We start from the raw sequence: 20,145 nt of genomic DNA, 5'->3' as shown, positions 1-20,145 counted from the left end.
ATGCTCTGGTGACTGCCGAACGCATCGACGAGCACTTCACCGCCGCCGTCCGCGCGATCACCGAAACCCGACCGCGGTGCGCGGTCGACGACCCCGTCAGCCGCGATCCCGCGTTGACGGCAGGTGACTGCCTTGCGTTGTTCGACGCCCAGATCGGCAGCCGCCATCTGGATCTCGCCGCGCGCTGGTTGCGTGCCCAGGGCCGCGGCTACTACACGATCGGCTCGTCCGGGCACGAGGGCAACGCCGCGGTGGCCGCCGCGCTGCGGCCGACCGATCCGGCGCTTCTGCACTACCGGTCGGGCGGTTTCTACCTGGCCAGGGCGAAGCAGGTGGGCGACAGCGACGCGCTGCGTGATGTGCTGCTCGGCTTGGTCGCCGCGGCCGAGGAACCGATCGCCGGTGGCCGCCACAAGGTGTTCGGCCGTTGCGACCTCAACATCATCCCGCAGACCTCCACCATCGCATCGCATCTACCCCGCGCCGTGGGCGTCGCATTCTCCATTGCGCGCTCACGCAAACTCGGGGTGCTCAGCGCGTGGCCGGAGGATGCGGTCACGGTATGCAGTTTCGGGGACGCGTCGGTGAACCACTCGACGGCCGTCGGCGCGATCAACGCGGCGCTGCACGCGGCGTACCAGGGTGTGCCGATGCCGCTGTTGTTGGTGTGCGAAGACAATGGGTGGGGCATCAGTGTCAAGACACCGCGGGACTGGATCACGCGAACCTACCGAAACCGCGACGGCTTGGCGTATTTCGAGGCCGACGGCTCTGACGTGGTGTCGACGTTTGCAGCGAGCGCAGCCGCGGCGGCGTGGGTCCGCCAGCACCGACGGCCCGCGTTCCTGCACCTGCGCATGGTGCGGTTGATGGGCCATGCCGGGTCCGACTACGAGGCCGGGTACCGGCCGGCCGACGAGATCACCGCCGACATGGCACGTGATCCGGTGCTGTGCACCGCAGAACTGCTGATTCGAACCGGGGCGTTGACCCCCGACGATGCGCTGCAGCGCTATGAAGCGATGCGCACCACCGTCCTTGGCCTGGCCGAGCAGGCCGCACAGGCGCCCCGGCTGGACAGTGCGCATGCGGTGATGTCGCCGTTGCAGGAGGCCATGCAGGAAGCGGTGCGCACGGCTCCCGTGTCGCTGACCGCCTCGGTGAGGTCCGGCGAGCAGGGCACGCCGGTCACCGTCGCGCTCGCGATAAACCATGCGCTCCAAGACATCTTGGACCGCTGCCCGGAGGCGATGGTCTTCGGCGAAGACGTCGCACGCAAGGGCGGCGTGTACGGAGTGACCCGCGGGTTGGTGACCACGAACAGCTCGGCGCGGGTCTTCGATACGCTGCTGGACGAGCAGTCGATCCTGGGCCTCGCGCTCGGCACCGCCGTGTCGGGTCTGTTGCCGATTCCTGAAATCCAGTACCTGGCCTACCTTCACAATGCCGCAGACCAGATCCGCGGCGAGGCTGCCACCCTGCAGTTCTTCGCCAACCGGCAGTACCGAAACCCGATGGTGGTCCGGGTGGCCGGCTACGGGTACCAGAAAGGGTTCGGCGGGCACTTCCACAACGACAATTCGATTGCCGCGCTTCGTGACATCCCCGGCATCGTCATCGCCTCGCCGGCCCGACCCGACGACGCCGCGGCGATGCTGCACGCCTGCACGGCGGCCGCCGTGACCGCGGGTGTGGTGTGCATCTTCCTGGAACCCATTGCGCTGTACCACACCCGGGATCTCTACGACGACGGCGACGGCCTGTGGCTCGCGCCGTATCCGCCGGCCGGCGTGCCCATCGGGCGCGCACGCACCTACGGCGACGGCGCCGATCTGACCATCCTGACGTTCGGCAACGGTGTCCGGATGAGCCTGCGGGTCGCCCGCAGGCTCGAGGCGATCGGGGTCGCCGCCCGCGTCGTCGACCTGCGCTGGCTGGCACCGCTGCCGATCGAGGACATGCTCGAGGAAGCCGCGGTCACCGGGCGGGTGTTGATCGTCGACGAAACCCGTCGCACCGGGGGTGTCGGCGAAGGGGTGCTCGCAGAACTGATCAGCCGCGGCTATGGCGGTGCGGTGGATCGGGTGGCCAGCGAGGACACTTTCATACCGTTGGGCGACGCTGCGCTGACGGTGCTGCTGTCGGAAGACACCATCGAGGCCGCCGCGGTCAGGATCGTCCGAAGGGAGCCTTGATAGCTTAGCCGGATGACCGGCACACCTGATCCTGCCCGGCCCCTGGCCGGGGTGCGCATCGTTGAGATCTCCAGTTTCGTCGCCGTGCCGCTGGCCGGGATGACGCTGGCCCAACTCGGCGCCGAGGTGATCAGGGTCGACCCGATCGGCGGCGCGGCCGACTACCGCCGGTGGCCTGTCACCACCGGCGGGGAGAGCATTTACTGGGCGGGGCTGAACAAGGGAAAGCGCTCGGTTGCTGCCGATATGCGCTCGCAGGAGGGCCAGAAGCTGGTGCAGCGGTTGATCGCCGACAGCGGTGTGCTGTTGACGAATGTCGCAGGCCGGGAATGGCATTCATATGACACGCTGGCGGCGCTGCGTGCCGACCTGATTCACGTGCAGGTGTCCGGCCGCGCCGACGGCGGCACCGGCGTCGACTACACCGTCAACGCCGGTATCGGTTTTCCGCTGGTGACCGGTCCCGCCGAACTGGCCACACCGGTCAACCACGTCCTGCCGGCCTGGGACGTCTCTTGCGGTATCTATGCGGCACTGGCCGTCGTCACCGCGCTGCGCCACCGCGACGCGACCGGACAGGGCCAGCGCATCGCCATCCCGCTGGAGAACGTCGCACTGGCGACCGCGGGCAACCTGAGCCTGTTCACCGAGGCCATGGTCAACGGCACCAGCCGCGAACGGATCGGCAACTCGGTTTACGGTCAGTACGGTCAGGACTTCACCAGCAGCGACGGGGTGTCCTTCATGGTCGTCGCGCTCACCCCTCGGCACTTTCGCGACCTCGCCGAGCTGACCGGCACCACGAAATCAGTTGCCGCGCTGGCCGACACATTGCGGGCAGACTTCACCGACGAGGGGCAGCGCTATCAGCATCGCGACGCGCTCACCGGGCTGTTCGGTGAGTGGTTCGCATCGCACACCGCCGAGGAGATCGTCGCGGCACTGTCGGCGTCGTCGGTGCTATGGGAAAGGTACCGCAGCTTCGCCGAGGCCGTCACCGACGACAAGGTGACCGCCAACCCGTTGTTCACCGCGCTGGATCAACCCCGTATCGGCGAATACCTGGCCCCGGGGTTGCCGATCTCGATCGGCGGCACGTATCCGCCCGCGGTCGCCGCGCCGGCGCTGGGCGACGACACGACCGCGGTGCTCAACGAGTGGCTGGCAATGAGCGTCGACGAAGTTTCACACCTGATCGAATCCGGCACTGTGGCCACGGGTCACGCTAAATGAGCAAGCTGCTCGAATTACTCGACGTGCGGGCGGGGCAGGGCACCGACTCGTGGATTGGTGCGGCGAGCGGACCGGCGGGCAAGCGCGCGTACGGGGGACAGTTCGTCGCGCAGAGCCTCGCCGCGGCCGTACGCACCGTCGGCGAAGACCGGCCGCCGACCAACATGCATCTGCAGTTCCTGCGCGGCGGCGAAGCCGGCGATGACGTCGAATACAGCGTGGCGCGGGTGTTCGACGGCCGCACCGCGTCGGCGCGCCGGGTCGATTCCCGGCAGGGGGACCGGTTGTTGACAACGGCGACGGTATCGTTTGCCACCGCACTGGCTGGGCCACAGCACGGTCGACGGCCGCAGTTGCCGCAGGACCCGGAGGCGCTGCCGCAGACCGGACCCGCCGGGCCCGCGCCGTCCATGCCGCTCGACGAACTCGACATCAGGATCGCCGACGACGGGGTAGGCGATGCGTTCGTGCGTCGATTCTGGTGGCGCGCAACGGTCGCGCTGCCCGACAATCCGCTGCTGCACACCTTGCTTGCGGCCTATGTCACCGATGTCTACATGATCGACCCGGCGCTGCAGGTGCACGGGCACTCGATGCGGGCGCGTACCCATCGAAGCGGCACAACGGATTCGTCGATCTGGTTTCACCGCCCGGTGCGCGCCGACGAGTGGAACCTGCTCGAGACGGTCTCGCCGGCCGCCGCACGCGGCCGTGGTGTCGTCACCGGAAGCTTGATCCGCGCCGACGGCGTCATCGCGGCAACGGTGACGCAGGAAGGCCTCATCGCCGACCGGGCCTAGCCCCTTGACTGGCGCCGAGATCGACGTCCTGGCGGGATTTGCTCGCATTTTGTCGCCCAAATGTCCCTTTCGGCACCGAGGCGCGCCTGCGCAGCAGGGTGAGCACATAGGTGAGCAGCATTCCGACCAGCAGCGACGCCACCACCCCGAACAGCGGTTGCCCGCCGAACAGCGGGTACACCTGGTAGTGCACCAGGTACGTATACAGCGAGGCCTCCGCGAGAACTCCGGCGAGCACAGTCAGCGCGGCCGGGCACCGGATCGTCGGCAGCCAGATCAGCAACACCAGACCGCCCAGCACCAGCGCCTCGCGCAACGTGCTGTCGAAATAGCCGTGGAGCCCCACGGCCAGCACCGCCGTCACCGCGGCGCGTTGCAGCGTCGTCGACGCTTTCGCCGCCGCCCAGCCCACCGCGAAGAACCAGAACGCCAGCATCGTGAACCACGCCTCGCGGCCGAGGCCCACCCCGAGCACGTCATAGCGCAACGCCAGCCCCGCCACCAGGAACGCGGCCGCCACCCCGAAGGGTCGTTGCCGCTCCAACCGGTCCAGTCCGGGCAGCCAGAACAGCAGCAGCAGCGCGACGAGAACCCACACCAGCACCTCGACGAACCACAGCCGCCCCGCCGTCATGCTGTCGTGCGGGCCCAGAATCTTGTTGGCCAGCAACAAGTTCGTCCACGTGTAGTCGTCGGTCAGCACCAGCGCGACGGCCACCCACAGCACCGAGGGCACCGCGATCCAGCCGATGGTGTTGCGCAGATGGCGCACCCGGTCCAGGCGCGGCACCGGGGTCATGCAGAACCGGCCGAAGTTGTATCCGGCCACCCCGAGCAGCACGTGCGCGCCGCCCCACAGCTCGAAGAGTTCGGCGTGCGAACCCACGATGAGCACGATCGCGACCGCCCGCAACGCCACGCTGGTCTCCAGCGTCGACGCCCACCATCGCCGGCGTTTGACGGGCCTGGCCATGGTCTGCAGTTCCCGCAGCGGACGCTGATGCCAGTCGGTGGGCAGCCGCCCGAGCATCCGCTCGAGCCGCACCGACATCGCCACATATGACAGCGAGTTACCACCGAGGTCGACGAAGGTGGCGTCGCCGTCGACGGCGGCCGGATCCAGGTGCAGCACATCGGCGAAAAGCTCACGCAGACCGGTGTCCCCGGCCTGCTTGACGGAATCGCGCGCCAGGCGCCGCACGGTCTGATAGTCCGGCTTGCCCGTCGACAACAGCGGCAATTCGTCGACGCTGACCGCCCGCACTGAGGCGGCGGGCACGCCGGCGGCGTCGGCGACGGCGCGTTGCACGTCGTGCGCGTCGTGGCGTCCGGCCGCGGCGACCACGAGGTGCTCGTCATCGCACGTGCAGAACGCCGTCACACCGTGTGCGCTCAGCGTGGTTTCGAGCCGCTGCAGATCGATACGCAGACCGTAGATCTTGACGAAGCGGCTGGTGCGGCCGATCACCTCGAACAGGCCGTCGGGGGCGCGACGGGCGACATCGCCGGTGTGCAGCGTGTCGACGACCTTGCCGAGCGACAGCTCACCGGGCCCGTGCGCGTAACCCATCATCACGTTGTCGCCGCGGTAGACCAGTTGGCCCACGTCTTCGCCGGACCAGTCGTCGAGCGGTTCGAGGGTCAACGATCCGCCGGGTATCGGCCGGCCGATCGCGGTGGGTCGCGACAACGCGAGTTCGGGTGGAAGATAAGCCATTCGGGCGGCGGCTTCGGTGGCGCCATACATCACGAACAGATCCCAGCCGCGACGCTGCGACAGCTCGGCGAACCGTTTCACCCGTTCGGGCGGCATCCGGCCACCGGCCTGGGTGACATAACGAAGGGCGGGCAGCTCCATCGTGTCGAAGCCGACGTGTTCGAGGAGTTCGAAGGTGTAGGGAACACCCGCGAAAGAGGTTCCGCCGCAACGGTTGAACAGCTCCCAGAACTGATCGTCGACCACCGAACGATCGGTGAGGATCAGCGCGGCGCCGCGCAGCAGGTGGCTGTGGATCACCGAAAGTCCGTAACAGTACGACATCGGCAAGGTGGTTGCGGCCCGGTCTGTTTCGTGGATGTCGAGATAGTCGGCGATCGCGGTGGCGTTGGAGATCAGGTTGGTGTGCGACAACCGCACCAGCTTGGGGGAACCGGTGCTTCCGGAGGTGGACAGCAGCAGCGCGAGATCCTCATGCAGTCGATGACGGCCCGACTGTCGCCGGTGGTGCACGCCGGCGGCCGCGACGACGACGTCGGGATCGTAGGTCTGCACCATCGTCGAGTGATCACGTCCGGCCGGAACCGGAAGCACCACATGCCCACCGGCCAGGGCCGCAAGGTAGTGCACCAGAGTGCCGATGTCATTGCGGGTTTCCAGCAGCACCAGGCGACGGGCATCGCCGAGTTCGGGTGCGGCCTGGGCGACCCGGTCGGCGAGTTGGGCATAGGTGAGGTGCTGCGTGTCAGTGAGCACCGCGAGGTTGTCGCCATGGCCCCGCAGGAAGTCGACGAGCCGGCCCGTCACAGCACGACTCCCTCGCCCACCACCTCGATTTGCACCTTGGCGTCGACCGACGGAGCGTTGAGGCTGTGCTGGCGCACGACCACCGGTTCGGCGTCGCCTGCGGGGTCGATCGTCAGCAGCGCGTCGTGGCCCAGGAACTCGGTGGCGATCACGGTGGCCACACCCCGGTACTGCTCGGTGTCCGAAACCTCGGTCACCACAAGCTGTTCGGGGCGCAGCAGCAAGGTCGCGGACCCGTCGCCGTCGGCGCGTACCGCAACCCGCCCGAACGCGCACTCGGCGATACCGGCGTTGACCGTGCACGGCAGCGCGATGCAGTCACCGAGAAACGCTGCGGTGAACCGGTCCTTGGGCTGCCGGTACACCTGTTGCGGCGGGCCGACCTGGGTGAACCGGCCGTCTCGCATCACGGCGACCTGGTCGGCGATCGACAGCGCTTCCTCCTGGTCGTGGGTGACCAGCAGGGTCGTCACCCCGGCGTCGGTGAGTAACCTCGCCACCGCTGTGCGGGTGGATGCCCGAAGCCCGGTGTCCAGCGAACTGAACGGCTCGTCGAGCAGCATCAGGGCCGGTTCGCGGGCCAGCGCGCGCGCCAGTGCGACCCGTTGTTGTTGGCCGCCGGAAAGTTCGTGCGGGCGTCGCGATGCGTAGGACGGGTCGAGCGAGACGGTCTCCAGCAGTTCGGTTACCCGGGCACGCACGCGCGCGCTGCGGGTGTTGCGTGACAGACCGTAGGCCACGTTCTGCCCGACGTTCAGGTGCGGAAACAGCGCACCGTCCTGGGCGACGTAGCCGACCGCACGACGGTGCGGTGCCACCGAGCGCTGTGGGCTCGCCACCTGACGGCCGCCGATGCTGATCGTGCCCGCGTCGGGGTTCTCGAACCCGGCGATGAGCCGCAGCAGCGTGGTCTTTCCGCAGCCGGAGGCGCCGACGACGGCGGTGGTGGTGCCGGGCTGCACCTCGAGGTCGATGTGGTGCAGCACGGTGTGGCCGTTGAAAGACTTTGCCAACCCGTGGGTTTCGACGGTGGCGGTCACAGCGCGGCCGCCTTCGTCGACTGCCGGAACAAGATGAGCGTCACCGGTATCGCCAACACCACCAACACCAGCGCGTACGGGGCGGCCGCCGCGTAGTCCAGCTCGCTGGACAGCGACCAGAACCGCATCGACAACGTCCTGGTGCCCGTCGGCGCCAGCAGCAGGGTGGCGGTCAGCTCGGTGGCGACGGCGACGAACACCAGCGACGCTCCCGCGGCCGCGGCGGGCGCGGTCAGGCGCAGCGTGACGCGGAAGAACGTCGCGGTCGGCGAGCTGCCCAGCGAGCGGGACGCCTCCTCCAGACCGGGCGGCACCTGGGCCAGCCCGGCGCGGACGTTGACCAGTGCGCGCGGCATGAACAGCAGCACATAGGCGAACACGATCAGCGCCACGCTCTGGTAGAGCGCGGGCGCCACGGAGATGGTCACGGTGACCAACGCCAGCGCGGTGACGATGCCGGGTAGCGAGCTCGCGACATAGTTCGCGCCTTCGGCGGCGCGGGCCAGAAATCCGCTGGAGCGCACCGCCACCCACGCCACCGGAAAGGCGAGCACGGTCGTCAGCGCCGCCGCCAGGGCGGCCAACCCAATCGTTTGTGCCAACGAGTTCACGATGTCGCCGACGACCCACACCTGGGCACCGCCGATCCACAACCAGCGCAGGATGGTCCACACCGGCACCCCGATCGCAAGGACCGCCAGAACGATCAGAGCCGCCGAGGCAGGGATCGCGCTGCTGCGCAGATGAATCGGGGTGACGGCACGGGGTGCGCCGGATCCGATCCGCGCGAATCGGGTGTTGCCGCGCGCCGCCGCCTCGCCGACCAGCAGGGCAAGGCAGAGCAACACCAGCACCCCCGCCAGCATGCTGCCCGCGGCGCCGTCGAAGGTCACCTGGAACTGTTGGAAGATCGCCACGGTGAAAGTGTCGAAACGCACCATTGCGAACGCGCCGTACTCGGCGAGGAGATGCACACCGATCAGCAACCCGCCGCCCAGAATCGCCAGTCGCAGTTGCGGCAACACCACGCGCAAGAACACCTCTACCGAATCCGAGCCCAGCGCACGCGCTGATTCCTCCACCGCCGGGTCGAGCCTGCGTAACGTCGCCGCGACGGGCAGGTACATGAACGGAAAGTAGGACAGCGTGGTGATCAGCACCCCCGCCCACAATCCGTGCAGCGAGGGCACCACGCCCAGCCAGGCGTAGCTGTTCACAAACGCCGGAACCGCAAGCGGCGCAACGAACAGCGGGCGCCAGAACGCGCGCCCGGGCAGATCGGTGCGTTCCACCAGCCAGGCCACCCCGACACCGATCAGCACGCAGAGCGGAACGGTCAGGACCACCAGTGCGGCGGTGTTGTACAGCAGCTCGCCCACGCGGGGCCGCACCACCAGCTGGTAGGCGCGGTCCCAGCCGACCGAGACCGCGCCCCACACCACGTAGCCGAGTGGAATAGCCGTCGCGGCAACCAAAATCGCGACCGTAGCCGAAACCAACGGACCCGGGCGGGTGACGCTGTCCGGCCGCGGAGCCGGTGCAGCGGGAGGTGCGACGGTGGGGACGGCCACCTACAACAAGCCAGCCTTCGTCATCAGCTCGGTCACCTTCTGCTCGTTGAGCGTCGACGGGTCGACGGCGGGTGCCTGCAATGAGTCCAGCGGGGGCAGCGCGGGATTGGCGGCCACTCCGCTGGCGACCGGGTACTCGAACGAGGTGCCCTTCTCCAGGATTTCCTGTCCCGCTTTGCCGGTGATGAACCGCACGAACTGCTGGGCCTGATCCGGCTTGTCGCTGGAAGCCAGCACGCCGGCGCCCGACAGGCTGACGAAGGCACCCGGATCCTGGTTCTTGAAGTAGTGCAGCGCGGTGTTGCCGCTGATCTCCTTGGTCTTGGCCTGATCGCGGTACCAGTAGTAGTGGTAGATGATGCCGCCGTCGACCTCGCCGGTGTTGACCGCTTTGAGGGTGTCGATGTTGTTGTTGTACAGCACCGCGTTGGCCTTCATCGCATCCAGCCATTGCGCGGTCGCGCTTTCTCCCTCGAGTTCCAGCAGCGCGGCGACGATGGCCTGGAAGTCCGCTTTCGCCGGCGGGGCGCCCCAGCGGCCCTTCCACTCGGGCTGCTGCAGGTCCAGCATCGACTTGGGCAGTTGATCGGGCTGCAACCGGTCCTTGTTGTAGACGAACACGGTGCTGCGCGCGGCCACCCCGGTCCACCTGCCGGTGTCCGGACGGTATTGCGGCGGAACCTGATCGAGCGTCTCGGCGTCGAGTTCGGCGAACAGCCCTGCGCGTTCGACGGCCGCCATGGCCGGGGAGTTCTCGGTGAGGAAGACGTCGGCGGGGGATGCGTCGCCCTCGGCCACCAGCTGGTTGCCGAGTTCGGTGTCACCGCCCTGGCGGTAGGACACCTTGATGCCGGTTTCCTCGGTGAAGGCGTCGATCCACTCCTTGGCCAGCGACTCGTGCTGGGCGTTGTAGATCAGCAGCTCGTCGCTGTCGCTCGAGCTGGTGCAGGCGGTTGCACCTGCGGCGAGGGCGAGCGTCGACACGAGCGCGGCGATCCGGCTCCACCGTGGTCGCATACCGGGGTCCTTTCACGGTTTCATGCAGGTCAAATCCCGCGCACTTTAGCTGAGGTTTACCTAATTAACATACCCTTCCGTGGCTCTCGGTCCGCTGGCTGTGGCGCAGTGGGTCGGCGCCCACTTCGTCACCGCAGCCGATTCCAAGTGGTCGCCCGCCGTTTCGGCGATACGTTTGTGGCGATGCCGCGGACCGGCCCCGCGGCACTGACACCGAGGACGGATGAATGAACGGAACCAAACGTTCAGGGCTGGTCTGCGCAGCGGCAGTGATCGTCGTCGGGGCCTTCGGCGCCGGTCCGGTCGCCCAAGCCGCACCGTGCACGGCCAGCGGGCTTGCGACGACGGCCAGTGGCGTGCTCGGGCAGGCGGGCGGCTACCTGGAGGCCCATCCCGAAGCCAACCAGGTGCTGACCGCCGCAGCGACGCAACCACCGGATGATGCCAAGGCCGCGGTGCGGGCCTACTTCACCGCGCATCCCAACGAGTACTTCGATCTGCGCGGGATCGCGGCGCCGTTGACCGATATGCGCGCCCAATGCGGTATCGCGGTCAGCCCCGGACAGCTGGCCACGCTGTTCGACACGATGGGCGGATAGTCACATCCGACCGGATCGGGCGCGCACGAAGTTGTAGACCCCGAAGGCGGCGATGCCGACCGCGGCGAGAATGAGTAGAAACTTGCCGAACGGCGCCTGCCCGAGGGTCTTGACCGCCGCGTCGAACCCGGTCGCCTTGGTTGGGTCGGCCTGCAGTGTCGCCGCGATCACCAGCACCCCGGCGCCCGCCAGCACCAGGCCTTTGGCCGCGTAGCCGGTGATGCCGACGGCGGTCACGCCGGTGCCGCCGGAGCTGCGTAGGTCTTTGAAGAACCGTTTGGTGACGCCCTTGTAGACGTGATAGCCCCCGACGCCGATCAATCCGAGCCCCACGGCGACGAGGACGGCCTTGCCCCACCCGGACTGCATCATCTGCGCGCTCAGGCCGGCGTTCTGCTGGGTGCTCTGCTGGCCGCTGCCCATGGCGAACCGCGCCGCGGACAACGCGATGGCGAAGTTGACCACCGCAAGGCCGAGCGACTTGAGCCGCTTCCACGCCGGGGTGTCGTCACGGGAGCGACCTGATCCCTCCCCGGGCCGCGGGCCGACGATCGCCTCGGCGACCCGCCAGAGGCCCAGCGCGAACAGCCCGACGGCGACGACCCACAACAGCACGGTGCCGCCGGTTTGTTGCGCCAGCGCGGCCAGTGCCCCGGACTGGTCGGCGTTGCCTCCGGACCCCAGCGCGATCTGCAGGATCAGATAGCCGACGAGCAGGTGCAGCACGCCGCTGACGGCGAAGCCGGCGCGGGCGGTGTACTCGAACGCATCACTGTCGGTGGCTCTGTCGGCGACTCCGTGTATCGACTTGTCGGTCATGCCGGCGTGTACCCCGTTTTTGACGGCGGCGAAACAGGGCGTGCCCGAGTTGTGGATGAATCGCCGGTTGGGGACAAGTCGAGCCGTCACGGCGCGGATTGTCGGTGCCGAACCGCACCGTGAGGCCATGACTATGTGGACGGCTACGTGGACCCGCGCCCAAATCGGCGCGCTCGGAGAGCAGTTGGCGGTGGACCATCTGAGGTCGCTCGGATTGCGGGTGGTGGCGCGCAACTGGCGGTGCCGCTACGGCGAGCTGGATGTGATCGCCGCCGACGACGCGGCGCGCATCGCGGTGTTCGTCGAGGTGAAGACCCGCACGAGCGACCGGTTCGGCGGGGTCGAGCAGGCGGTGACCCCGGAAAAGGTGCGACGGCTACGACGGCTGGCCAGTCTGTGGTTGGCGGCCCAGGACATCGGGTGGTCGCAGGTGCGCATCGACGTCGTCGGCGTGCGCATCGGTCGGCGCCGAACACCCGAGATCACCCATGTCCAGGGGGTGGGGTGATGGCGCTGGGACGGGCCTACTCGGTGGCGGTGCGCGGCCTCGAGGGGCACATCGTGGAGATCGAAGCCGATATCAGCTCGGGTCTACCCGGCGTGCATCTGGTCGGGCTGGCGGATGCGGCGCTGCAGGAGTCGCGGGACCGGGTGCGCGCGGCGATCACCAACTGCGGCAACAGCTGGCCGATGTCGCGGCTGACGCTCGCGCTGTCACCGGCGACGCTGCCGAAGATGGGGTCGGTCTACGATCTGGCGCTCGCCCTGGCGGTGCTGTCGGCGCAAGAGAAGGCCGAGTGGCCGCGGCTGGAGAAGACCCTGCTGCTCGGTGAACTCGCCCTCGACGGCCGGGTGCGCCCGGTCAACGGGGTGCTGCCCGCGGTTCTGGCGGCCAAACACGAAGGCTGGCCGGCAGTGGTGGTGCCCGCCGCCAACATCGCCGAGGCCAGCCTGGTCGACGGCATCGACGTGTGGGGTGCGCGGACGCTGCGCCAACTGCAGTTGTGGGTCGCGGGGAAGATCCAGCTGGAAGGCAGAGTCGACCCGCGGCACGACGTCGCCCCGGCGCCGATGGACCTTGCCGACGTGGTCGGCCAGACCCAAGCGCGGTTCGCGGTCGAGGTCGCCGCGGCCGGCGGCCACCATCTGATGCTGACGGGGCCGCCCGGGGTCGGTAAAACGATGCTGGCGCAACGTCTTCCAGGTCTGCTGCCGGTGCTGTCGGAAGGTGAGTCGTTGGAGGTGACCGCGATTCACTCGGTGGCGGGCATGCTTTCGGGCAGCACTCCGCTGATCACGCAACCGCCGTTCATCGCACCGCACCACACGTCGAGCGTCGCGGCGATGGTCGGGGGCGGTGCCGGGTTGGCCCGGCCCGGCGCGGTCAGTCGAGCGCACCGCGGCGTGCTGTTCCTCGACGAATGCGCCGAGATCGGCGTCAGCGTCCTCGAGGCGTTGCGAACTCCGCTGGAAGACGGCGAGATTCGGCTGGCCCGCCGCGACGGCGTGGCCCGTTATCCGGCGCGGTTCCTGTTGGTTCTGGCGGCCAACCCGTGTCCGTGCGCACCGGCCAACCCCCAGGACTGCGTCTGTCGCAGTACCGAAAAGCGGCGGTATCTCGGCAAGTTGTCCGGCCCGTTGATCGACCGGGTCGACCTGCGCGTCGAGATGCACCCCGTGCGGGCCGGTGAACTCGTACAACCGGACGGCGAGTCCACCGCGGTGGTCCGCGAGCGCGTCGCGGCCGCGCGCAATGCGGCCGAGGAACGCTGGCGCGCGCACGGCATCCGAACCAACGCTGAGGTCAGCGGATCGTTGCTGCGGCGCAAGTTCCGGCTGCCACGGGCCTCAATGAACCCACTGCACAACGCGATGGACCGCGGTCTGCTCAGCGCCCGTGGCGTGGACCGCACGTTGCGGGTGGCGTGGTCGCTTTGCGATTTGGCGGGCCGGACGTCACCGGCATTGGAAGACGTCACCGCGGCCCTGAGTTTCCGGCAGGGCGGGGGTGCGCGGTGACCGGCGACGTCGCGCGGGCATGGGCGTACCTGTCCCGGGTGGCCGAACCGCCGTGCCCGGCGTTGAAGGCACTCGTCGCGCGCGTCGGTGTCGTCGAGGCCGCCGCCCGGGTCCGAAACGGGCAAGCCGGTGATGCGGTGAACGAGCGCACCGAATCCAGACGACACATCGACTGGGCAGCACGGGATCTGGACCTCCTCGCGGCGATGGGCGGTCGGCTGGTCACCGTCGATGACGACGAATGGCCGGTGCTGGCGTTCACCGCATTCGGCGGGGTCGGCGGGCGGTTGCGCCCGCAGGATCACCCGCCGATGGCGCTGTGGGTGGTCGGGCCCGCGCGGTTGGACGAGGTGGCTGCGCGTGCCGCGGCAGTGGTCGGCACCAGGGCGGCAACGGCATACGGCGAGTACGCCGCGGCGGACCTGGCCGCCGGCCTGGCGACCCGGGATGCGGCGGTGGTGTCCGGGGCGGCCTACGGCATCGACGGCGCCGCGCACCGATCGGCGCTGGCCGCCGACGGGTTGACCGTCGCGGTGCTCGCGGGCGGCATCGATGTGCCGTATCCGGCCGGGCACAGCTCGCTGTTGCGGCGGATCGCCGAAGACGGAGCGCTGATCACCGAGTATCCCCCCGGGGTCCGGCCGGCGCGGCACCGCTTCTTGACCCGCAACCGGCTGGTGGCCGCCCTGGCTGGGGCCACCGTTGTCGTCGAGGCCGGCGCCCGCAGCGGCGCGGCCAACACCGCGGCGTGGGCCGGCGCTCTGGGCCGCGCGGTGGGTGCGGTGCCCGGCCCGATCACGTCGTCGGCGTCGGTCGGCTGCCACGCCCTGCTACGCAACGGCGCCCATCTGGTCACCCGCGCCGACGACATCATCGAACTGGTCGGCCGGATCGGTGAATTGGCCCCCGACGAGCCTCGAGCGGTGACACCGCTGGACGACCTCGACGACACCGACAAGCGGGTGTACGACGCGTTACCTGCGCGCGCCGCACGCAATCTCGACGAGATCGCGATCGCCGCGGGTTTGCCGGCAAGACAGGTGCTGGGTCCGCTGGCAACCCTGGAGCTGTGCGGCTTGGTGCGCAGTCGCGACGGCCGCTGGAAACGGGTGCTCCGGTAGGTTGTCGAGATGCATCGGCGGGTGATCAGGCGTGTCGGCCGGATCGCGGTGGCCGTGCTGCTGCTGGCCACGGTCTCGATCACCGTCCCGCCCGCGCAGGGGGAGGCGACGGTCGCACCGTGGGACGGGTACGGCTTCGCGGTGGGCGCGCCGATGACGTGGATGAGTGATATGGAGGCCGACCGCGAACTGGACGCCGTCGCCCGGACCGGCGCGTCATGGTTGCGGGTGTTCGTCGACTGGAAGCGCGTCGAGCCGATGCCGAGCGCCTACGACTGGGGCTACCTGGATCACTGGGTCGACGGTGCGCGCTCGCGCGGGTTGAAGGTGCTGGCCATGGTCGCCTACACGCCGGACTGGGCCAGATCGCCGGGTTCCTACTTCAGCGCCCCGCCGGTCGAACCGGCCGTCTTCGCCAGTTTCCTGACCACTGTGGTGACGCGCTACGGCGACCGGGTCAGCAGCTGGGAGGTCTGGAACGAGCCGAACGTCCCGATCTTCTTCGGTTATCTCGGCGACCGCGCTGCCCGCTACACCGAACTGTTGAAGGCGGCCTATCCGGCGATCAAGGCGGCACAACCGCACAGCACCGTGCTGGCGGCCGGGATGAGCCGGGCGTTCGCCCCGGACGCACCGCCGACGTTCGTCGAGACGATGTATGCGCACGGCGCCAAGGGGTTCTTCGATGCGATGGCTATGCATCCCTACGTCTATCCGGCCGGGCTGGCCGTCGACGACCACAACGGTTGGTCCGACGTCGAGCGGGTACGCCAACTCATGGTCGACAACGGCGACGGTGGGAAGAAGATCTGGATGACCGAGATCGGGGCGCCCACCGCGGCCGCGACGGCGGGCGGGGTCAGCCAGCAAGAACAGGCAAAGCAGATCACCGACGTGCTGGCCAGGGCGTCACGCACCGACTACAGCGGCCCGGTGTTCATCTACTCGATCCGCGACATCGACACCGCGGACGCAACGGATGACCAGGACAACTTCGGCGCGTTGTTGACGTCGGACTGGCAGCCGAAAGTGGCGGCCGAGGCGCTGGCAAGGTAGACCGGACGGTCGGTGCGCCGCTCGTCTAGTCGGCGGCGACGGCTGTGGATATGGAGGATTAGGTGGCAGGGCGTCCGATACACACCTTCCAAGTGGTGCGTACCGAGGAGTTGACACCGCATCTCATCCGCCTGGTGCTTGGCGGCTCGGGTCCAGGAACCGGCTTCGACACCTTCACACCCAACGAGTTCACCGACTCCTACGTCAAGATCGCGATCTTCGACAAGGACTTGAGCGCCGCGGACGTCGCCGCGTTGCCGCAGCCGCTGACCATGGACAGCTTCAAGACCTTGCCGCCCGAACGTCAGCCGACGGTGCGTACCTACACGGTGCGAAACGTCGACCCCGAGCGCCGCGAGATCTGGATCGACTTCGTGGTGCACGGTGAGCACGGTGTGGCCGGGCCGTGGGCGGCCGCCGCCGAACCGGGCCGGCCCGTCTACCTGATGGGACCCAGCGGCGCCTACGCTCCGGACCCGGCAGCGGACTGGTACCTGTTCGCCGGCGACGAGGCCGCCATCCCCGCGATCAGCGTGGCGCTTGAAGCGTTGCCCGACAACGCGATTGGCAAAGCCTTCATCGAAATCAGTGGCCCTGACGACGAGCTCCCGCTGAAGAAGCCCGACGGCGTCGAGCTGAGCTGGGTTTATCGCGGCGGCCGGGCCGACCTCGTTCCCGAGGACATGGCCGGTGACAACGCGCCGCTCATCGCGGCGGTCAAGGAGACGCCGTGGCTGCCCGGGCAGGTGCAGGTCTTCATCCACGGCGAGGCGCAGGCCGTGATGCACAACCTGCGGCCCTACATCCGCAAGGAGCGCGGCGTGGACGCCAGGTGGGCGTCGTCGATCTCCGGTTACTGGCGCCGCGGCCGCACCGAGGAGACGTTCCGCCAGTGGAAGCGCGAACTGGCCAAGGCGGAGGAACCGGCCGACGGCTGACCGTCGGCCTGGCACCCTAGCCTCATGGCGTTCAGCGACTACCAACTCGAGATCTATTTCCAGGGACTGGCCGGTGTGCTGCCGAACCTGCCGATGGCGTTCGCCGAACTGGAAGCCAAGGCCCAGGCCGCGATGTCACCGTCGATGTGGTCCTACGTCGCCGGTGGCGCCGGCGACGAACGCACACAACGGGTCAACGTCACCGCGTTCGACCGCTGGGGGCTGATGCCCCGGATGTTCGTCGGCGCCAACGACCGCGACCTGTCCGTGGAGCTGTTCGGGCTGACGCTGCCGACGCCGGCGTTGATGGCGCCGGTGGGCGTCATCGCGCTGTGCGCCCAGGACGGACACGGCGACCTGGCGACCGCACGGGCCGCCGCGCGCACCGGCGTGCCCATGATCGCCTCGACGATGTCGGCCGACCCGATGGAACAGGTGGCCGCCGAATTGGGCGACACCCCAGGGTTTTTCCAGCTCTACACGCCCACCGACCGTGACCTGGCCGCCAGCTTCGTGCACCGCGCGGAGGCGGCCGGGTTCAAGGGCATCGTCGTCACGCTGGACACGTGGATTCCCGGCTGGCGCCCGCGTGACCTGACCACGTCGAACTTCCCGTTCCTTCGCGGCCTGTGTCTGGCCAACTACACCTCCGACCCGGTGTTCAGGGCGAGCTTGGCCAAGGCGCCCGAGGAGGACCCGCAGGGTGCGGTGTTGCGCTGGGCGCAGATCTTCGGCAACCCGCTGACCTGGGATGATTTGCCGTGGCTGCGGTCGCTGACCGACCTGCCGCTCATCGTCAAGGGCATCTGTCATCCCGACGACGCCCGGCGCGCCAAGGACGGCGGCGTGGACGCCATCTACTGCTCCAACCACGGCGGCCGGCAGGCCAACGGCGGCATACCGGCCATCGAATGCCTGCCCGCGGTCGTCGACGCCTCCGACGGGCTGCCGGTGATCTTCGACTCGGGCATTCGCAGCGGCACCGACATCATCAAGGCGCTCGCGCTGGGCGCCGATGCTGTGGCCATCGGCAGGCCCTACACCTACGGGCTCGCGCTCGGCGGTGTGGACGGGATCGTGCACGTGTTGCGGTCGCTGCTGGCCGAGGCCGACGTGACGATGGCCGTGGACGGCTACCGTTCGCTCAAAGAACTGACCCCGGAGGCGATGCGGCGCGTCACCTGACACTTGCCGTCGGGTCTGCGACGGTAGGGGCGTGGACGCGATCCTGGAGGAGTTCGACGAGTACCTCGCACTGCAGTGCGGGCGCTCCGAGCACACCCGCCGCGCCTACCTCGGCGATCTGCGGTCGCTGTTCGAATTCGTCGACGCGCAGGCGCCCGAGGCCGGGCTGGGCGCGTTGACGTTGCCGCTGCTGCGCTCCTGGCTGGCCGAACAAGCCGCGGCGGGTTCGGCCCGCACCACGCTGGCCCGGCGTACGTCGTCGGTCAAGACGTTCACCGCGTGGGCGGTGCGGCGCGGGCTGCTCACCGCCGATCCCGCGGTGCGGCTGCAGGTGCCCAAGGCCCGTCGCACACTGCCATCGGTGCTGCGCCAAGACCAGGCGATCGACGCGATGGATGCCGCGAAGTCCGGTGCGCAGCAAGGTGATCCGCTCGCGCTGCGGGACCGGTTGATCGTGGAGTTGTTGTACGCCACCGGTATTCGGGTCAGCGAGCTGTGCGGGCTGGACCTCGACGACGTCGACACGTCACGGCGGCTGCTGCGGGTGCTCGGCAAGGGCAACAAGCAGCGCACCGTTCCGTTCGGCGAGCCCGCGCAGGCAGCGCTCACTTCGTGGCTGGCCGACGGGCGCCCCGCCCTGACCACCGCCCATTCCGGTCCGGCCCTGCTGCTGGGTGCGCGCGGCCGCCGCCTGGACCCGCGCCAGGCACGCACCGTCGTGCACCAGACCGTCGCTGCCGTCGACGGCGCACCCGACATCGGTCCGCACGGCTTACGGCACAGCGCCGCCACCCATCTGCTCGAAGGCGGGGCGGACCTGAGGGTCGTGCAGGAACTGCTCGGCCATTCCACGCTGGCCACCACGCAGCTCTACACCCATGTCACGGTCGCGCGGCTGCGCGCCGTTCACGACCAGGCCCACCCCCGCGCGTGAATTGGCGATTTCGGCGCGCCTACGCCCGCTCAGCGACCGTCAGCGCGCCGAAATCGCTGCAAGGGGAGCGGCTGACCGTGAAGCTGTCGTGGGGAACCGTTTCCTACCTTCGGTGGACAGCCGGAAAACCCGGCGCCGCACCGACAGTCGTCCTGCTGCACGGCGGCGGCGTGGACAGCGCGTCGCTGTCCTGGGGTGAAGTCGGTCCGCGGCTGGCGGCGGCCGGCTACCGGGTGGTGGCTCCCGACCACCCTGGCTACGGGGAGAGCCCGCCCGCGCGATGGGCGTCGACGCAGGAACGGCTGGTGGCCTACGTGGGTGAGCTGATCGATGTCCTGGAACTGGAGCGCTACGCGATCGGCGGGCTGTCCCTCGGCGGCGGGTTGACGATCGGCCACGTCCTGGACCGGCCGCAACGGGTCAGCGGCGCAATGCTGCTGGGCAGCTACGGCCTCATGCCGCGCCTGTCGCAAGGTCCGCTGTCCGCGACGCGGCAGGCGCTGACCTGGACGATGCTGCGCACCGGGTTGCTCGACACGCTCACCCGCTGGTCGGGCCGCAACCGCACCGTGATGGCCCGGCTCATGCCCGCGCTGATTCGCGACCCCGCGCGACGCACCCCGGAACTGCTCGACGAGGTCGTGGCCGCCGCCCGTGCCGGCAACGGCTTCGACGCGTTCGGGCAATGGCAGCGCGATCAGGTGCGATGGAATCGCCTGACCACCGACTACCGTGCCCGGTTGGCGTCGTTTCCGCGCCCGGCGCTGGTCATCCACGGCGAAAGGGACACCAGCGTGCCTGTCGCTGCGGCCCGCGCGGCGGTCGAGCTCATCCCCGATGCGAGAATCAAAATCATTGGGGGAGCAGGGCATTGGGTGCAACGGGATAAACCGGACGTCGTCGTGCCCACGATGGTCGACTTCCTCGACGAGGTCAGCGCAGCCGTTTGATGACCTCGGCGAGGTCCGGCATCGCCGAGGGCCGCTCGCCCCAGGCGTCGAACACCGTCCAGTAGCGCACCCCGAACCGCTGCTGACGCTCGACGGCCGCCTCGGCCACCACGGCGATCCGGTTCTGCAGGCCCGCGACCAGCG

At 69.0% G+C, this 20,145-nt stretch carries 17 protein-coding genes; 12 read left to right on the top strand and 5 right to left on the bottom strand.

Annotation, left to right across the window (positions count from 1 at the left end):
• The first annotated feature begins 8 nt into the window (after positions 1–8).
• From K3U96_RS16770 to K3U96_RS16760, 3 genes are read left to right on the top strand one after another with little or no spacing between them, the layout of a single operon-like run.
• The gene (locus K3U96_RS16770) at positions 9–2,195 is read left to right on the top strand and encodes a thiamine pyrophosphate-dependent enzyme (RefSeq protein WP_220690444.1); all 2,187 of its coding nucleotides are present in this window, start codon (positions 9–11) and stop codon (positions 2,193–2,195) included.
• Positions 2,196–2,207: 12 nt separating this feature from the next.
• A complete protein-coding gene (locus tag K3U96_RS16765; protein WP_069407116.1) occupies positions 2,208–3,428 on the top strand; it encodes a CoA transferase in 1,221 nt (406 codons plus the stop codon).
• Positions 3,425–4,228, top strand: a complete 804-nt coding sequence (locus K3U96_RS16760; protein ID WP_220690443.1) for an acyl-CoA thioesterase — start codon at positions 3,425–3,427, stop codon at positions 4,226–4,228. Before K3U96_RS16765 ends, K3U96_RS16760 begins: the two co-directional genes overlap by 4 nt.
• On the opposite strand, the gene K3U96_RS16755 is transcribed toward K3U96_RS16760, so the two are convergent.
• Genes K3U96_RS16755 through K3U96_RS16740 form a run of 4 tightly spaced genes read right to left on the bottom strand, consistent with a single transcriptional unit; the run spans position 4,209 to position 10,380 of the window.
• Positions 4,209–6,752 (bottom strand): AMP-binding protein, encoded by a 2,544-nt coding sequence (locus K3U96_RS16755; protein ID WP_220690442.1) that lies wholly within the window; start codon positions 6,750–6,752, stop codon positions 4,209–4,211. The genes K3U96_RS16760 and K3U96_RS16755 overlap by 20 nt on opposite strands.
• Positions 6,749–7,792 carry an ABC transporter ATP-binding protein gene (locus K3U96_RS16750; RefSeq protein ID WP_220690441.1) on the bottom strand — a complete coding sequence of 348 codons (1,044 nt, stop codon included), beginning with the start codon at positions 7,790–7,792 and terminating at the stop codon, positions 6,749–6,751. Before K3U96_RS16750 ends, K3U96_RS16755 begins: the two co-directional genes overlap by 4 nt.
• The gene (locus K3U96_RS16745) at positions 7,789–9,363 is read right to left on the bottom strand and encodes an ABC transporter permease (protein ID WP_220690440.1); all 1,575 of its coding nucleotides are present in this window, start codon (positions 9,361–9,363) and stop codon (positions 7,789–7,791) included. Before K3U96_RS16745 ends, K3U96_RS16750 begins: the two co-directional genes overlap by 4 nt.
• The gene (locus tag K3U96_RS16740) at positions 9,364–10,380 is read right to left on the bottom strand and encodes an iron ABC transporter substrate-binding protein (protein ID WP_220690439.1); all 1,017 of its coding nucleotides are present in this window, start codon (positions 10,378–10,380) and stop codon (positions 9,364–9,366) included.
• Between the two features lie 227 nt (positions 10,381–10,607).
• Here K3U96_RS16740 and K3U96_RS16735 point away from each other — a divergent pair, with 227 nt between their 5' ends.
• Positions 10,608–10,979, top strand: a complete 372-nt coding sequence (locus K3U96_RS16735) for a heme-binding protein (RefSeq protein WP_069407111.1) — start codon at positions 10,608–10,610, stop codon at positions 10,977–10,979.
• On the opposite strand, the gene K3U96_RS16730 is transcribed toward K3U96_RS16735, so the two are convergent.
• Positions 10,980–11,798: a DUF1206 domain-containing protein gene (locus tag K3U96_RS16730; protein WP_220693558.1), complete on the bottom strand. Its 819-nt coding sequence runs from the start codon at positions 11,796–11,798 to the stop codon at positions 10,980–10,982.
• Positions 11,799–11,931: 133 nt separating this feature from the next.
• Here K3U96_RS16730 and K3U96_RS16725 point away from each other — a divergent pair, with 133 nt between their 5' ends.
• The 8 genes from K3U96_RS16725 to K3U96_RS16690 all read left to right on the top strand — a co-directional run bounded on the left by K3U96_RS16725 (position 11,932) and on the right by K3U96_RS16690 (position 20,001).
• On the top strand, positions 11,932–12,306 hold the full coding sequence (locus K3U96_RS16725) for a YraN family protein (RefSeq protein WP_220693557.1): 375 nt from the start codon (positions 11,932–11,934) through the stop codon (positions 12,304–12,306).
• Complete coding sequence (locus tag K3U96_RS16720) at positions 12,306–13,817, top strand: YifB family Mg chelatase-like AAA ATPase (RefSeq protein ID WP_069407109.1); 1,512 nt, start codon at positions 12,306–12,308, stop codon at positions 13,815–13,817. The genes K3U96_RS16725 and K3U96_RS16720 overlap by 1 nt, the downstream gene beginning before the upstream one ends.
• Positions 13,814–14,938, top strand: a complete 1,125-nt coding sequence (dprA, locus tag K3U96_RS16715; RefSeq protein WP_220690438.1) for a DNA-processing protein DprA — start codon at positions 13,814–13,816, stop codon at positions 14,936–14,938. The genes K3U96_RS16720 and dprA overlap by 4 nt, the downstream gene beginning before the upstream one ends.
• Before the next feature lie 9 nt (positions 14,939–14,947).
• Positions 14,948–15,994: a cellulase family glycosylhydrolase gene (locus K3U96_RS16710; RefSeq protein ID WP_220690437.1), complete on the top strand. Its 1,047-nt coding sequence runs from the start codon at positions 14,948–14,950 to the stop codon at positions 15,992–15,994.
• A 62-nt stretch (positions 15,995–16,056) separates the two neighbouring features.
• Positions 16,057–16,932, top strand: a complete 876-nt coding sequence (locus K3U96_RS16705; protein WP_220690436.1) for a siderophore-interacting protein — start codon at positions 16,057–16,059, stop codon at positions 16,930–16,932.
• 24 nt (positions 16,933–16,956) lie between these two features.
• The gene (locus tag K3U96_RS16700; RefSeq protein WP_220690435.1) at positions 16,957–18,117 is read left to right on the top strand and encodes a lactate 2-monooxygenase; all 1,161 of its coding nucleotides are present in this window, start codon (positions 16,957–16,959) and stop codon (positions 18,115–18,117) included.
• A gap of 31 nt (positions 18,118–18,148) precedes the next feature.
• Complete coding sequence (locus K3U96_RS16695) at positions 18,149–19,051, top strand: tyrosine recombinase XerC (RefSeq protein WP_220690434.1); 903 nt, start codon at positions 18,149–18,151, stop codon at positions 19,049–19,051.
• Positions 19,052–19,128: 77 nt separating this feature from the next.
• Complete coding sequence (locus tag K3U96_RS16690; RefSeq protein WP_230982175.1) at positions 19,129–20,001, top strand: alpha/beta fold hydrolase; 873 nt, start codon at positions 19,129–19,131, stop codon at positions 19,999–20,001.
• Positions 20,002–20,145 lie beyond the last annotated feature (144 nt).

The sequence above is a fragment of the Mycolicibacterium holsaticum DSM 44478 = JCM 12374 genome, assembly GCF_019645835.1.
Lineage (GTDB): Bacteria > Actinomycetota > Actinomycetes > Mycobacteriales > Mycobacteriaceae > Mycobacterium > Mycobacterium holsaticum.
The sequence above is the reverse complement of the archived record's forward strand: the minus strand, read 5'-3'. Positions and strand labels throughout refer to the sequence as shown.